Below are 13,463 nucleotides of genomic sequence, written 5' to 3' on the forward strand. Positions count from 1 at the left end.
ATGGCTCCTGAGTTATCTTGTCCAAGATCTATATTGCTATGGTGTTATGCGTTGGGAGGCATGATGGATCTGAACGCCCTCCGCCAGTTCCTGGTGGTGGCCCGGCTCGAACACCTCAGCGCCGCCGCCGAGGAGCTGCGCGTCGCGCAGCCGTCCCTGAGCCGGACGATCGCCCGCCTGGAGAGCGAGCTGGGCACGCCGCTGTTCGACCGCGGCGGCCGGCTCCGCCTGAACGGCGCGGGCACGCTGTTCCGCGGCTTCGTCGAACGGGCGCTCGGCGAGCTCGACGCCGGACGGCGCGCCGTCGCCGAGGCCGCCGGCGAGGGGTTCGGCACCGTACGCCTGGCCTCGGAGACCTTCCTGACCCTCACCGGGCCGCTCGCGGCCTACAAGCGCGCCCATCCCGCCGCCGAGATCGAGCTCCACTGGGCCCCCGCCGACGACATGTCCCGCCGCCTGCGCGCCCAGGAGTTCGACCTGTGCGTCGCCTCCCAGCCGATCCACGCCGACGGGCTGGAGGCCGCCGAACTGCTGGACGAGCCGGTCGGGCTGGCCACCGCGCTCGACCACCCGCTGGCCGGCCGTACGTCGGTGACCATCGACGACCTCGCCGACCAGCCGTTCGTCACCGCCCGCAAGGGACACTGGCAACGCCGGCTGCTCGACCGGCTCTTCGCCGCCAGGGGCCGCACGCCGCGGATCGTCTGCGAAGGCGACGAGTCCAGCGCCATCGCCGACCTGATCAGCACGGGGCTCGGCATCGGGCTCGTCCCGTCCCTGGCCCGCCGCTCCACCACCCGCGCCCCGCTCGCCTGGGTGGACGTCGACGACCCCGACTGCCGCCGCACGCTCACCCTGTTCTGGGGCGCCGACAGCCACCTGTCCACCGCCGCCCGCCTGATGCGCACCACCATCACCAGCTGGGACTGGCTGGCCGGCGAACCCCACGAGAAACGCTGAGGGAGTCGCGGTGTGCACCGGGTTCGCCGTCTTCAGCCTGACGCTCCCCGCGCACCCAGGGCGGGGCTCCGGCGCGGGGCAGAGGGACAGCGGCATGTCGAGGAACAGGGGGTCGATCATCGGGCGTGCCGCCCGGAGCCGAGCCGTGTCGAGCCGCGTCTCCCGCACGGCACGGGAGCGGAGCGACGGCCGGGCCAAGAGAACCCGGACACGCGGCGCGACCGTCCGTACACTTTCTGTCGCTGGTCTGCGGGGCCTTACGGCCCGGTCAAGAGAGGGCGGGGTGCGGAGCGATGAGCGAGGTCCACGGTGGCGGGCTGCCGCCGGGCGCCGCGGAGGCCACCGGGCCTGAGTCGGTGAGCCGTCACGAGGACCTGGTGCGGCTGCTGGCCGAGCAGTTCGCCCGGGCCGACGTGTCGCTGCGGGAGTTGCAGGCGCGGGCCGACAGGTCGGGCGGCGCCCGGTTGCCGCGCAGCACGTGCGCCGACATGCTGGCCGGCCGGCGCTTTCCCAAGAAGGCGGTCATGGTGGCGTTCCTGCGCGGGTGCCGGGTGCCCGACCACGAGCTTCCCGCCTGGGAGCGGGCCTGGGACCGGGTGCGGATCAGCCGGCTGCCCGCCGGGGCCTGGGACGATCGCGGCTCGCAGGCATCCGACGGCCCCCCGCCGGCCGCGTCCGGTCCGGCGGGACCAGGTCTGCCGGGCGGGGCGGCATCGGTGCTGGGTGGCGGGCCGCGGCGGGCCGTCCTGTTCGCCGGGATCGCCGTGCCGGTGGCCGCCGCGCTGGCCCTGGCCGTCGTCGTCGCCGTACGGCTGACGGGACGGCCCGAGCCGCGGCCCGAAAGCACGTCCGGCCAAATCGTGGACGCCGGTCAGGCCGTGGACTCCGGTCAGGCCGTGGACTCCGGTCAGATCGTCACCGACGACGGCCGCGCGTTCCCCCGCGGCGGGTCGAGCCGGTTCACCGTGAGCGTCAGCCCGGCCAACACCGGCGTACGGCTGATCCGCCGGCTCGACGCCGGCGTCGGCCTGCAGGACGCGACCATCACCGTCGACGGCGTGCCCGCGGCGAGGTGGCGGCCGCTGCTGGAAGACGCCGTCCACAAGTGGCGGAACCAGATCGTCGACCTCCCGCCGGGGCTGACGGCGGGTCGGCGTGCGCTCACCGTCGTCAACACCTGCGTGTCCGGCTCGGGGTTCAACGAGTTCCTCTACACCGTGGAGCACCGGATCAACGGCGTCTGGTCGGTCGCCGACCGGGTCGACGTGGGCCCCGACCACCCCGCGAGCGAGGCCGCGCACGACTACCGCGTCGTGCGCGGCGACTGGGCCCACCGCCAGACCTTCGCCTACCCGCCGCGACGGGAGGACTGGGACGTTCGCTAACATAGCGAAGCACTTCATAATGAAGTACGTAAACAAAGGGATCCCATGGCCTCCATCCGGCACGAAGTCGTCATCGACGCCTCCCCCGACCACATCTGGGACGTCCTGCGTGACGTCGGGGCCGTGCACGAACGGCTGCTCCCGGGCCGCGTCCAGGACACCAGGCTGGACGGCGACCAGCGGTTCCTGACGTTCCCCGACGGGCACGTGATCCGCGAGCTGATCGTCGCGATCGACGACGACGCCCGCCGCCTGGCCTACGCGGTCGTGGAGGGCGCGAGGCCGCCGCTGGCCCACCATCACGCCTCCTTCGAGGTCCACCCGGAGGGCGAGGGGGCCGGCCGGCTGATCTGGATCACCGACGTGCTGCCCGACGCGCGAGCCGCCGAGGTCGGCCAGCGGATGCGGTACGGCGCGACGGAGATGAGACAGGCCATCGAAGCCACGTCCCCACCCCGCCCCTGACCGCCACGGGCCCACCGCTGCCCCCGCCGCCGCCCTGCCTCCCACTGGCCCGGCACCGGACTGGCGGAGGCCGGGGGCAGGGCCCGGCGCGGGGGCGGTGGCGGTGAGGTCACTAGGATGACCGGCGCCGGACGGCCCCCCGTCCTGCCGGCCGGCTCCCCCGCACCACCCGAGAGGCGCACACCACGATGGCGGATCCCGACGCCACCCCGCTCGACGACCCGGTAGGCGCGTCACTGCGCGGCCGTCACGCGCACCTCGCACGGCGGCTCGGCGCGGCGGCCACGTACCGGGCCGAGGTGGCGACCTTCTCCTCGGTCCCGGCCGGGCCGGACGAGCGGGCGTGGGCCGACCTGGCCCGGCTGCTCGGGCCGGGCGAGCTCGCCGACCTGTTCAGCTCCCCGGCGACCCCGCCGCCCGGCTGGGAGCCGGTGTTCGCCCTCGACGGCCGCCAGCTGATCTGGGACGGCGGCGACCGCGCCCCCGCCGTGCCCGGCGACGTCACCGAACTGGGCGCGTACGACGTCCCGCACATGCTGGACCTCGTCGCCAGGACGCGACCGGGGCCGTTCTGGACGCGTACCCGTGAAATGGGCACCTACCTCGGCGTCTTCGACGGCGGGAAGCTGGTCGCGATGGCGGGCGAGCGGCTGCGGCCACCGGGCTGGACCGAGATCAGCGCCGTGTGCACCGCGCCCGAGGCGCGCGGCCGGGGCCACGCGGGCCGCCTGGTCGGCGCGCTCGTCTCGCGGATCGTGGCCCGCGGCGAGCGTCCGTTCCTGCACGTGGCCGAGGCGAACACCGGCGCGATCGCCCTCTACGAGCGGCTCGGCTTCCGAACCCGCAGACTTGTGACCTTCCGCGGCTTCCGCACCCCGTGACACCCCAGGTGGTCGCTGGGTCTCCGCACCCCGCGGCGGCCCGGGGCAGCCCGCGACGGCCCGCGACGGCCCTGGTCTGCCCGGGCGGGCGCTTCGGGCCTGGGGGAAAACGTGTTGCCCCGCCCCCCGGTGAAACGTATGGTTTTGCGCTCGTGGTCACAGTCGTGGAACGGGTCCTGCCGGCCCGGTTGGGGACAGGGTTCCGATGGTTGCTGGCGTCGAGCTGGCTGACGAATCTCGGTGACGGGATCGCGGCCGCCGCCGGCCCGCTGCTGATCGCGACGCTGACCCGCGACCCGCTGATGATCTCGCTGTCCGCCCTGGTCAGCTGGGCGCCGCCGCTGGCGTTCAGCCTGTACGCCGGCGTCCTGTCCGACCGGTACGACCGCCGCATGATCGTGCTGGTCGCCAACGCCGTACGCGCCGTGGTGCTGGCGGCGCTCGTCGTGCTCATGGCGACCGGCACCGTGACCGTGGCGACGGCGCTGGCGGCGCTCACGCTCCGGTCCATCGCCGAGGTGTTCGCCGACAACGCGACGTCCACCCTGACGCCGATGATGGTCTCCAGGGACGACCTGATCGTCGCCAACGCCCGTCTCGGCACCGGGTTCATCACGCTCAACCAGCTCGCCGGGCCGCCGATCGGCGCGGCGCTGTTCGGGCTGGGCCTGACCTGGCCGTTCGCGAGCCAGCTGCTCCTGGTGCTGGCGGGGATGGTCCTGGTCTCCCGGATCGCGCTGCCGGCGCGGGTCCGGCCGGACGACGCGCCGCGCCCGAACACCGTGCGCGAGCTCGTCGCCGGGTTCAGCTGGACGGTGCGGCACCCGGCGGTCCGCACGCTGGCGCTCACCATCCTGATCTTCAACTTCACCTTCGGCGCGGCCTGGTCGGTGCTCGTCCTCTACACCCAGGAGCAGCTCGGCCTCGGCGCGATGGGGTTCGGCCTGATGACCACCATCGGCGGGATCGGCGGCCTGATCGGCACCGGCCTGTACGGGACCATCACCCGCAGGGTCAGCCTCGGCGCCCTGATGCGGATCGGGCTCATCATCGAGACGTTCACCCACCTGGGCCTGGCCCTGACCCGTTCGCCGTGGGTCGCCGGAGCCATCTTCCTGGTCTTCGGCGCGCACGCCTTCATCTGGGGCACCACCTCGGGCACCGTCCGCCAGCGCGCGGTCCCGCAGGAGCTCCAGGGGCGGGTGGGCAGCGTCAACACCGTCTGCGTCTACGCCGGCCTGGTGGTCGGCTCGTTGATCGGCGGCGTGCTGGCCACCCGGTTCGGCGTCGCGGCGCCCTTCTGGTTCGCCTTCGCCGGTTCGGCGGTGTTCGTGGTGCTGCTGTGGCGGCAGCTCATGCTCATCGCCCACGACGACTGAGCAGCCCGCCCGGCGGCGGCCTTCCGTCTCTGGAAAGCCGCCGGTGAGCGCAGGCGCCGCTCACTTGAGCGGGTCGTGCCCCCAGTTCATCAGCGAGTAGCGCCACCGGGTCTCCCGGACGTCACCGGACGGGCGCTGCGCCAGATGCCGGTGGATGTAGCCGATCACCTTGGCCATGTGCTCGTAGTCGTGGCCGGTCCAGGAGGATCTGCCCTTGCGGAGGAGCCGGACGATCTCGCGGCCGGAGGCGTGGCCGGTCGACTCGCCGCCGCCGTCCTGCTTCTGGCCGACCTGCTTCGACTCCTCGGTGTCCAGCCAGCGTTCCAGCTCGTGCGCGGTCATGTTGACGGCCTGGCCGAACTCGGCCGCCACGTCCCGGTCGCCGCTCACTTCGCGTCCTTGCCCTTGCCCTTGCCCTTGCCCTTGCGCAGCGCGGACGGCTTGTGCACGGCCTCGCGCCCGCTCTTGTCGCTGCGCATGACGTACTGCGGGTCGTCGGGCGAGGCAGCCACCGTACGGCCGGCCTCCTTGGTCCTCTTGGTGATCTTCTTCTCCACCTTGCCGCGGGCCGTGGACCCGTGGCTCTTCCAGGACACCTCGTCACCCACGGACGGATCGTCCTTGCGCTTGCCGGTCATAGGATGCGCGCTACCCCGCCCCCCTCCCGCACTCGGCCGGGCGGGCAAAACCTTCCTTTGCCGTCGCCGTCCCGGGGCCGGCGCGGGCGTCCTCGGGGCGGGGCGGCTGCTGCTCACGAGTGGCCGAATCGTAAAGTGAGCACGATCGCACCAGTGATGTAGGGAGCCCTTGTTGCACGAGAAACTGTCGTCGACCTACGACAACGTCCTGCGCCGGAACCCCGGCGAGGTCGAGTTCCACCAGGCCGTGCGCGAGGTGCTCGAAAGCATCGGCCCAGTTCTCGGCAAGCATCCCGAGTACGCCGAATCGAAGATCATCGAGCGGATCTGCGAGCCCGAGCGGCAGATCATCTTCCGCGTGCCGTGGCTGGACGACCAGGGCGAGGTGCAGATCAACCGTGGCTTCCGGGTGGAGTTCAACAGCGCGCTCGGGCCGTACAAGGGCGGGCTGCGCTTCCATCCGTCGGTCTACCTGGGCATCGTCAAGTTCCTCGGGTTCGAGCAGATCTTCAAGAACGGCCTGACCGGCCTGCCCATCGGCGGCGGCAAGGGCGGCTCGGACTTCGATCCCAAGGGCCGCTCCGACCGCGAGGTGATGAGCTTCTGCCAGAGCTTCATGACCGAGCTCTACCGGCACATCGGCGAGTACACCGACGTCCCGGCCGGTGACATCGGCGTCGGCGGGCGCGAGATCGGCTACCTGTTCGGCCAGTACAAGCGCATCACCAACCGCTACGAATCCGGCGTGATCACCGGCAAGGGCCTGGTCTACGGCGGCGCCCAGGTACGCACCGAGGCCACCGGCTACGGCTGCACGTTCTTCGTGGAGGAGATGCTCAAGGCCCGCGGCACGTCGTTCGACGGCAAGCGGGTCGTCGTGTCGGGCTCCGGCAACGTGGCCGTCTACACGATCGAGAAGATCGAACAGCTCGGCGGCGTCGTGGTGGCCTGCTCCGACTCCTCCGGCTACGTGGTCGACGAGAAGGGCATCGACCTCGACCTGCTCAAGCAGGTCAAGCAGGTCGAGCGGGGGCGCCTGGAGACCTACGCCGAGCGCCGGGGCGAGCAGTCCGTCTTCGTCCCGGACCGCAGCGTGTGGGAGGTGCCCTGCGAGGTGGCGATGCCGTCCGCCACGCAGAACGAGATCACCGGCCGGGACGCCGCGTTCCTGGTGGACAACGGGTGCGTCGCGGTCGGCGAGGGGGCCAACATGCCGACCACGCCGGAGGGCATCAAGGTGTTCCTGGAGGCGGGCGTCGCGTTCGGGCCGGGCAAGGCGGCCAACGCGGGCGGGGTGGCCACCAGCGCGCTGGAGATGCAGCAGAACGCCAGCCGCGACTCCTGGACGTTCGAGTTCTCCGAGCGCCGTCTCCAGGAGATCATGCAGGACATCCACGGCCGCTGCCTGCAGACCGCCGACGAGTACGGCATGCCCGGCAACTACGTGGCCGGCGCCAACATCGACGGCTTCCGCCGGGTCGCCGACGCCATGCTCGCGCTGGGCCTCATCTGACCGCGCCGGCCCCCGGCCCGCCCTCACCGGCGCGGCGTGCGCGCGAGATCAGGCCGGGAGCCGGGAGGGCAGGCCGGGGGCCGGGGTCAGGACGGGGTGCCGGGAGGCAGTTGGTGGTCGGCCCAGACGTAGGTCTCGGGCAGCAGGTCGGTGACGGGGACCGTACGGAGGCGGTCGCCGTCGCCCACGATGACCTGCAGGGCCGGGAAGTAGTCCAGCAGGACCTGACGGCAACGGCCGCACGGCGGGACTACCCCGCGCTCCCGGTCCCCCACCGCGACGATCGTGTCCAGCTCGTACGCGCCCTGGGCGGCCGCCGCGCCGATGAGGACCAGCTCGGCGCAGGGGCCGCCGGTGAAGTGGTAGGCGTTCACCGCGGTGACGATCCGGCCGTCGCGGGCGCGCGCGGCGGCCGCCATGGTGTGGTTGTCACCCCGGCAACGAGTGCGGGCGACCTCCGCGGCGGCCTGGACGAGTTCGCGGTCGACGTGCCGGCTCACTGCCCCTCCTCGTGACCTGACGCCTCAGGCGCGGGTCTGCTCGCGCAGGAATTCGACGATCAGCTCGGTGACCTCGGCCGGCCGTTCCATGCTCGCCAGGTGGGCCGCCCAGGGCAGCTCGACGTTGCGGGCGGCGGGCAGGTCGGCCTCGGTGTGCCGGAAGTCGGCGACGTCGTGCGCGCCCGACACGGCCAGGCACGGCATCGTCACGGCCGCCGGGTCCACCTGGACCTTGACCGGGCCGACGACCCCCTCGGCGAGCTGGAGCTCGTAGGCGCGCAGCTGCATCTCGTGCACGGCCCGCCCGGCCTTCTCGTCGGCGTCGGGGCCCAGCCAGCGGTCGACCATCAGCTGCGCGGCGCCCGTCAGGTCGCCCGCCTCGACCAGCGCGTCCTCACGCTCGCCGACCGCGCGCAGCTCGGCGCTCGGCTCCCGCCAGGGCAGGGCGGCGGAGAGCAGGACCAGCGCCGCCACCCGCTCGGGGCTGCTCGCGGCGACCTCCAGCGCCACTTTCCCGCCGTAGGAGCTGCCGGCCAGGAAGAACCGGTCGATGCCCAGGCTGTCGAGCAGGCCCAGCACGTCGCCGGAGTTGCTGTACGGCTCGGTCGGCAGCGGGCTCTGCCCGAAGCCGCGCAGGTCGCACCGGACCACCCGGAAACCGGCGGCGATCAGCGGCTCCCACTGGGGGTCCCACATGCGCCGGTCGCAGACACCCGCGTGCAGGAGGAGCAGCGCCGGTCCGTCGCCTGCCACGTCATGAGAAATCGTCATCGCGCAGACGTTACCAGTCATTCACTGACCGGTTTGTCCCACGCGAGACGGCGCCGGGGCTTTTTCCGGCGACCCTGGCCATCCAGGCCGTCACGCCCAGCACCACGGCCGCGTAGGGCAGGGCGAATCGGAGCATGCCGCGATTCCGGGCGCGGGAGGCCGCGCGGCCTCCCGCGCCGGGAGCGCTACGGCAGTGCCACCGCACGGTCCAGGGCGGGCGGGGTCAGCGGGCCCTGCCGCAGGTAGGCGCGCATGGCCTCGTAGTCGCGGCTGCCGCGCACCGCGTCCGTGTACCCGGCGAAGGCGGTGTAGCCGTCGGCGCCGAGCAGCGTGTACGCCAGCGCCGCGAGCCGGTAGGTCCGGCCGGTGTCGAGCGGCCGGCCGTCGATGACCACGTCGGCGGGGTTGATCCGGTCGCCCACGGGCCGGTTCGGGGAGTAGGAGAAGCGCACATTCCTCGACACGGCCAGCGGCGCGAACTTCACGGTGCCGTCGGCCTGCGTCTGCCACTGCTGCTCCAGGGCCTGTTCGAGCTGCGAGCCCTTGACCGACACCGTGACCACCGGGTTGGCGTAACCCCAGGCGGCCCACGACTCGCCCATGAGCACCTTGCCGTCGGCGTCGGCGGCGTTGGCGCCCTTGGCGAACCTCAGGTCGCCGCGCAGCGAGTTCGAGCCCTTGGTCGGCGCCACGGCCACCATGGCCAGGTCGGCCTTGCCGCCCTCGGTCTGCTGGGAGTCGAAGTACTCGACGTCGGCCACGGTGTTGCCGAGCGTGCTCTGCCCGGTGGCGTCGCGGGTCCTGGTGAGGTCGCCGGTGATGGTCCCGTACGGCTTGGCGTAGGTCTCCTTCTGCATGGCGTTCCAGTGGTCGACCAGCTTCACCATGGCGGGGTCGGGGGTGATGTCGCGGGTCACCGGGTGGTTGGCCGCGGTGGTCGCGGTCCTGATGACGTCGCGGGTGCGGCGGTCGAGCCGGAGGTTGATCTCGCTGATGAGGCGGCCGTGGTTGGCGGCCTCGACGACCGGGCGGGGGTTGCCCGCAGGGTCGGGGATCGAGCAGTTGAAGAACCAGTGCCAGTGGCCCGTGACGATGGCGTCGATGTCGGGCGAGGCGTTCTTGGCGAAGTCCCAGATGGGCCCGGACTTCTGGTCCCCGCAGCCGCTGTAGTCCTCGCCGGCCTTGCCGCCCTCGTGCACGTTGGCGACGATGGCCTTGACGCCGCGGCGCTTGAGGATCTCGGCGTACTTGTTGGCCGTCTCCACCAGCGGCAGGTTGTCCAGCGACGGCTGGTAGGAGGTGGAGCCGTCCACGGTGGTGGGCGTGGTCAGGTTGATGAACCCGACGGGGATGCCCTGGAACCGCTTGATCACGTACGGCGGGAGCACCGGGCGGGTGTCGCCCTTCATGGTGATGTTGGCCGTGGAGATGTCGAAGTCGGCGCCGTGGAAGGGCTGCCCGTCGGAGTCGGTGAAGCAGCTGTCGAGGCCGACCTCGCCGAAGCACTCCCCCTTGCCCATGTGGTCGCGCAGGAACTCGAGCGACCGGTCCAGCTCGTGGTTCCCGACCGTGGTGAACTCCACCTTGATCTTGTTCAGGAACTCGATCGTGGGCTCGTCGGCGTGGTACGACACCTCGGTGGGCCAGCCGCTGAAGTTGTCGCCGCTGGAGAAGGTGACCGTGTTCTCGTGCCCCTGCCGGAGCCGGTCGAGATGCGCCGCCAGGTACGGCGCGCCGCCCACCACCAGGGTCTTCCCCTGCGGATCCTTGATCGTGCCGTCGGTGGCGTTGCTCTGCGGGGTGATGTAGCCGTGGAAGTCGGTGAGCGACAACAACTGCACGTCCACGGGCTTGGGCGCGGCCAGTGCCGGTGAGGCGGACGAGGCCAGAGTGACGCCTAAGGCGACAATAATCCACTTACGGAACGAGGACACGCATACTCCTAAATAAGGGGATATAGCGGGAGAAAAGACTTGCCGATCAGCCCTTCGAGCCGGTGAACGCGATCCCGGCGATCAGCTGCCGTTGCATGACCACGAAGAGAACGATCACCGGCAGCGACGCCACGACGGACCCGGCGAAGAGGATGGGGTAGTTCGTCAGGTACTGGCCGCGCAGCGAGGCCAGCCCGGCGGAGAGCGTCATCATCTCCGGGTCGGTGTTGACCACCAGCGGCCAGAGCAGGCTGCTCCATGACCACATGACGGTCAGCAGCCCGAGCGCCAGCAGGCCGGGCCGGACCAGCGGCAACATGATCCACCAGTAGATCTGCAGCGGGTTGGCGCCGTCCAGCCGGGCCGCCTCGTCCAGCTCCTTGGGCAGGGTCTTGAAGAACTGCCGCAGCAGGAACGTGCCGAAGGCGCCGAAGACGCCGGGGGCGATGAGCGCCTGGAGGCTGTTGAGCCACCCGAGCCCCTGCATGATCTCGTACCGCGGCAGCAGGAACAGCTCCCCCGGCACCATCAGCACGGCCAGGAACAACATGAAGACCGGCCCGCGTCCGGGGAAGTCCAGCCGCGCGAAGGCGAAGGCCGCCAGCGAGCACAGCAGCAGCTGCCCGGCCGTCACCGCGGCCGTCACCACCACGGTGTTGAGGAACTGCCGCCCGAGCGGGACGGTCCGGAACACGTCGGCGAAGTTGTGCCACTGCCAGGACGGCACCGCCGTGGGCGGCACCCGCATCGACTCGGTCATGGTCTGCAGCGAGACCACGAGCTGCCAGACGAACGGCATGACCATGATCAGGCCGCCGGTGAGCAGGACCGCGTGCACGATCCAGCGCCTACTCATAGTGGACCCACCGCCTCTGCAGCCGGAACTGGACGGCGGTCAGCATGAGGATCAGGGCCAGCAGCACGACCGCGATGGCGGCGGCGTAGCCGCGGCTGTTCTGCACGAAGCCCTGCTCGTAGAAGAGGTAGACGATCGTGCGGCTCCCCGCCAGCGCCGGGCTCTTGGTGTCGATCATGAGGTAGACCAGGTCGAAGACCTGCAGCGTGTTGATCAGCGTGATCACCACGACGAAGAACGTGGTGGGCGTGAGCAGCGGCAGCGTGATGCGGAAGAACTGCCGCACCCGGCCCGCGCCGTCGATCGAGGCGGCCTCGTAGTAGTGCCTGGGGATGCCCTGCAACCCGGCCAGGAACAACACCGCGTTGTACCCGAGCGAGGTCCAGATCCCGACCACCGCGACCGCGTAGATCGCGAACTCGGGGTCGGACACCCAGTACGGCCCGTCGATCCCGACCAGGCCGAGCAGGTAGTTGATCGGCCCGAAGTCGCCGTTGTAGAGGTAGCGCCAGGTCAGGCCGACGGCCGCGGGCATGGTGACCACCGGCAGGAAGTACAGCGTGCGGTAGAAGCCGAGCCCGCGCAGCCCCGGCACGTTCAGCAGCGCCGCGATCACGATCGACAGCGGCACCCCCACCAGCACGAGCACGGAGTAGAGCAGCGTGTTGCGCAGCGCGCCGGCCATCTCCTCGTCGCCGAGGAGGGCGGCGAAGTTGTCCAGGCCCACCCACGTCTGCCCGCCGAACACGCCCGACTCGGTGAAGCTGAGGTAGAGCGTCTGGACGATCGGCCACAGGTAGAACACGGCCAGCCCGAGGGCCATGGGCGCGATCAGCCCGTAACCCCACAGCCAGTCGCGCCGCGACCGCCGCCCCGGCGGGGCCGCCGCCTTGACGGCGGCCCGTTCCTCGGTCAGCACCATCGGCTACTCCTTGGCCAGGATCTCGTTCATCTGCGCGGCGATCTCCTTGGCCGCCTCCGCGGTCGGCCGCGTGCCCGCCCACGCCTCGGCCAGGAGCTTGTTCTGCACGTCCTGCCACTTGGCGGTGTTGAGCGAGACGGGGTACGGCACGCCGTTCGGGATGGAGGCGGCGAACGTCTCCTTCAGGTGGTAGTCCGGGAAGGCGGCGAACCAGCCGTCCTGGGTGCCGGCCCGCGAGGAGACCGAGGCGCCGCCGGAGTCGCTGAGGATCTTCTCGGCCTCGTCGGAGGACAGGAACGTGGCGAACTGCGCGGCCTCGGCCGGGTGCTCGCTCTTGGCCGAGACGGAGTTGGCCAGGCCGAGCAGGATGACGGCCTCCTGCGCGGGCCCCTTGGGCAGCGGCGCCACGTCGACCTTGCCGCCGCGCTCGGTGTTGGCCTTGAACGTGCTGGCCAGCCACGAGCCGCCGTAGTACATGGCGTACTTGCCGGTCATGAACAGCTGCACGGGGCTGGTGTCGGTGGTCGCCTGGAGGGGCGGGGCCACCTTGTCCTTGTTGATCATGTCGGTCCAGAACTCCAGGCCCTGGATGGAGCCGGGCTCGTCGAAGCCCGACTTCTTGCCGTCGGCGGAGATGACGTGGCCGCCGGCCTGGATCATCGTGGGGTAGAAGCCGCCCTGGTCCCACAGGGGGGCCAGCAGGCCGTACTGCTTCTTGGCCGGGTCGGTCAGCTTCTTGGCGGCGGCCTTGAGGTCGTCCCAGGTCCAGTCGGCGGTCGGGTACGCGACGCCGCCCTTGTCGAACAGCTCCTTGTCGTACCAGAGCACGGGGACGCCGACGTCGCGCGGCATGCCGTACAGCTTGCCGTCGTAGCGGTAGCCGTCCACGATGGCCTGCGGGAAGGCGCTGACGTCGGCGTTCTCGAAGGGGGCGATGACGCCGCCCTTGGCGTACATGCGCACGTTGAGGCTGTTCATCCAGAAGACGTCGGGGGCCGCGCCGCCGGTGGCCGCGGTCTGGAGCTTGGTCCAGTACTGGTCCCACGGGGTGATCTCAAGCTTGACGGTGACGTCGGGGTGCTGCTTCTGGAAGGCGTCGATGATCTTCTGGGTGCTGGGCTGGTCGTTCTTCTCCCAGATCGCGTAGCTGATCGTGACTTTTCCTGGCTTGGTGGCGGTGGTGTCGGAGCCGGAGCCACAACCGGCCAGTGTCATCGCCAGGGCGGCGGCGAGTGCCATACGCAGGCGCACGGGCAGTT

At 71.2% G+C, this 13,463-nt stretch carries 14 protein-coding genes; 6 read left to right on the plus strand and 8 right to left on the minus strand.

The annotated features are described in order from the left end of the window. Nucleotides 1-60: 60 nt before the first annotated feature. From AB0J71_RS14485 to AB0J71_RS14505, 5 genes are all read left to right on the plus strand, one after another. Complete coding sequence (locus AB0J71_RS14485) at nt 61-960, plus strand: LysR family transcriptional regulator (RefSeq protein WP_364392342.1); 900 nt, start codon at nt 61-63, stop codon at nt 958-960. Between the two features lie 293 nt (nt 961-1,253). Beyond that, a complete protein-coding gene (locus tag AB0J71_RS14490) occupies nt 1,254-2,345 on the plus strand; it encodes a hypothetical protein (protein WP_352322794.1) in 1,092 nt (363 codons plus the stop codon). A 45-nt stretch (nt 2,346-2,390) separates the two neighbouring features. Further along, complete coding sequence (locus AB0J71_RS14495) at nt 2,391-2,810, plus strand: SRPBCC family protein (protein ID WP_352322795.1); 420 nt, start codon at nt 2,391-2,393, stop codon at nt 2,808-2,810. Between the two features lie 188 nt (nt 2,811-2,998). Then, complete coding sequence (locus AB0J71_RS14500; protein WP_364414435.1) at nt 2,999-3,691, plus strand: GNAT family N-acetyltransferase; 693 nt, start codon at nt 2,999-3,001, stop codon at nt 3,689-3,691. Nucleotides 3,692-3,900: 209 nt separating this feature from the next. Further along, nucleotides 3,901-5,070: an MFS transporter gene (locus AB0J71_RS14505; protein ID WP_364414437.1), complete on the plus strand. Its 1,170-nt coding sequence runs from the start codon at nt 3,901-3,903 to the stop codon at nt 5,068-5,070. Between the two features lie 60 nt (nt 5,071-5,130). Here AB0J71_RS14505 and AB0J71_RS14510 read toward each other — a convergent pair whose 3' ends face one another. Together AB0J71_RS14510 and AB0J71_RS14515 are read right to left on the minus strand one after the other, a co-directional pair. Beyond that, entirely contained in the window at nt 5,131-5,460 is a 330-nt protein-coding gene (locus AB0J71_RS14510) for a DUF3140 domain-containing protein (protein ID WP_352322798.1), read from the minus strand. Beyond that, a complete protein-coding gene (locus AB0J71_RS14515; protein WP_364414439.1) occupies nt 5,457-5,708 on the minus strand; it encodes a DUF2945 domain-containing protein in 252 nt (83 codons plus the stop codon). The genes AB0J71_RS14510 and AB0J71_RS14515 overlap by 4 nt, the downstream gene beginning before the upstream one ends. 169 nt (nt 5,709-5,877) lie before the next feature. Here AB0J71_RS14515 and gdhA point away from each other — a divergent pair, with 169 nt between their 5' ends. Beyond that, a complete protein-coding gene (gdhA, locus tag AB0J71_RS14520) occupies nt 5,878-7,221 on the plus strand; it encodes an NADP-specific glutamate dehydrogenase (RefSeq protein ID WP_352322800.1) in 1,344 nt (447 codons plus the stop codon). Nucleotides 7,222-7,307: 86 nt separating this feature from the next. Here the strand turns inward: gdhA and AB0J71_RS14525 are convergent, their stop codons facing one another. From AB0J71_RS14525 to AB0J71_RS14550, 6 genes are all read right to left on the minus strand, one after another. Continuing rightward, entirely contained in the window at nt 7,308-7,721 is a 414-nt protein-coding gene (locus AB0J71_RS14525; protein ID WP_352322801.1) for a cytidine deaminase, read from the minus strand. 24 nt (nt 7,722-7,745) lie between these two features. Further along, nucleotides 7,746-8,492, minus strand: a complete 747-nt coding sequence (locus AB0J71_RS14530; protein WP_352322802.1) for an alpha/beta hydrolase — start codon at nt 8,490-8,492, stop codon at nt 7,746-7,748. A 185-nt stretch (nt 8,493-8,677) separates the two neighbouring features. Then, entirely contained in the window at nt 8,678-10,426 is a 1,749-nt protein-coding gene (locus AB0J71_RS14535; protein ID WP_364414441.1) for a bifunctional metallophosphatase/5'-nucleotidase, read from the minus strand. 46 nt (nt 10,427-10,472) lie between these two features. Next, nucleotides 10,473-11,282, minus strand: a complete 810-nt coding sequence (locus tag AB0J71_RS14540) for a carbohydrate ABC transporter permease (RefSeq protein WP_352322804.1) — start codon at nt 11,280-11,282, stop codon at nt 10,473-10,475. Next, entirely contained in the window at nt 11,275-12,204 is a 930-nt protein-coding gene (locus AB0J71_RS14545) for a sugar ABC transporter permease (protein ID WP_352322805.1), read from the minus strand. Before AB0J71_RS14545 ends, AB0J71_RS14540 begins: the two co-directional genes overlap by 8 nt. Nucleotides 12,205-12,207: 3 nt before the next feature. Further along, a complete protein-coding gene (locus AB0J71_RS14550; protein WP_364414443.1) occupies nt 12,208-13,455 on the minus strand; it encodes a sugar ABC transporter substrate-binding protein in 1,248 nt (415 codons plus the stop codon). Between the last annotated feature and the right edge of the window lie 8 nt (nt 13,456-13,463).

The organism is Nonomuraea sp. NPDC049637, assembly GCF_040675235.1.
In the GTDB taxonomy this organism is placed as follows: Bacteria; Actinomycetota; Actinomycetes; order Streptosporangiales; family Streptosporangiaceae; genus Nonomuraea.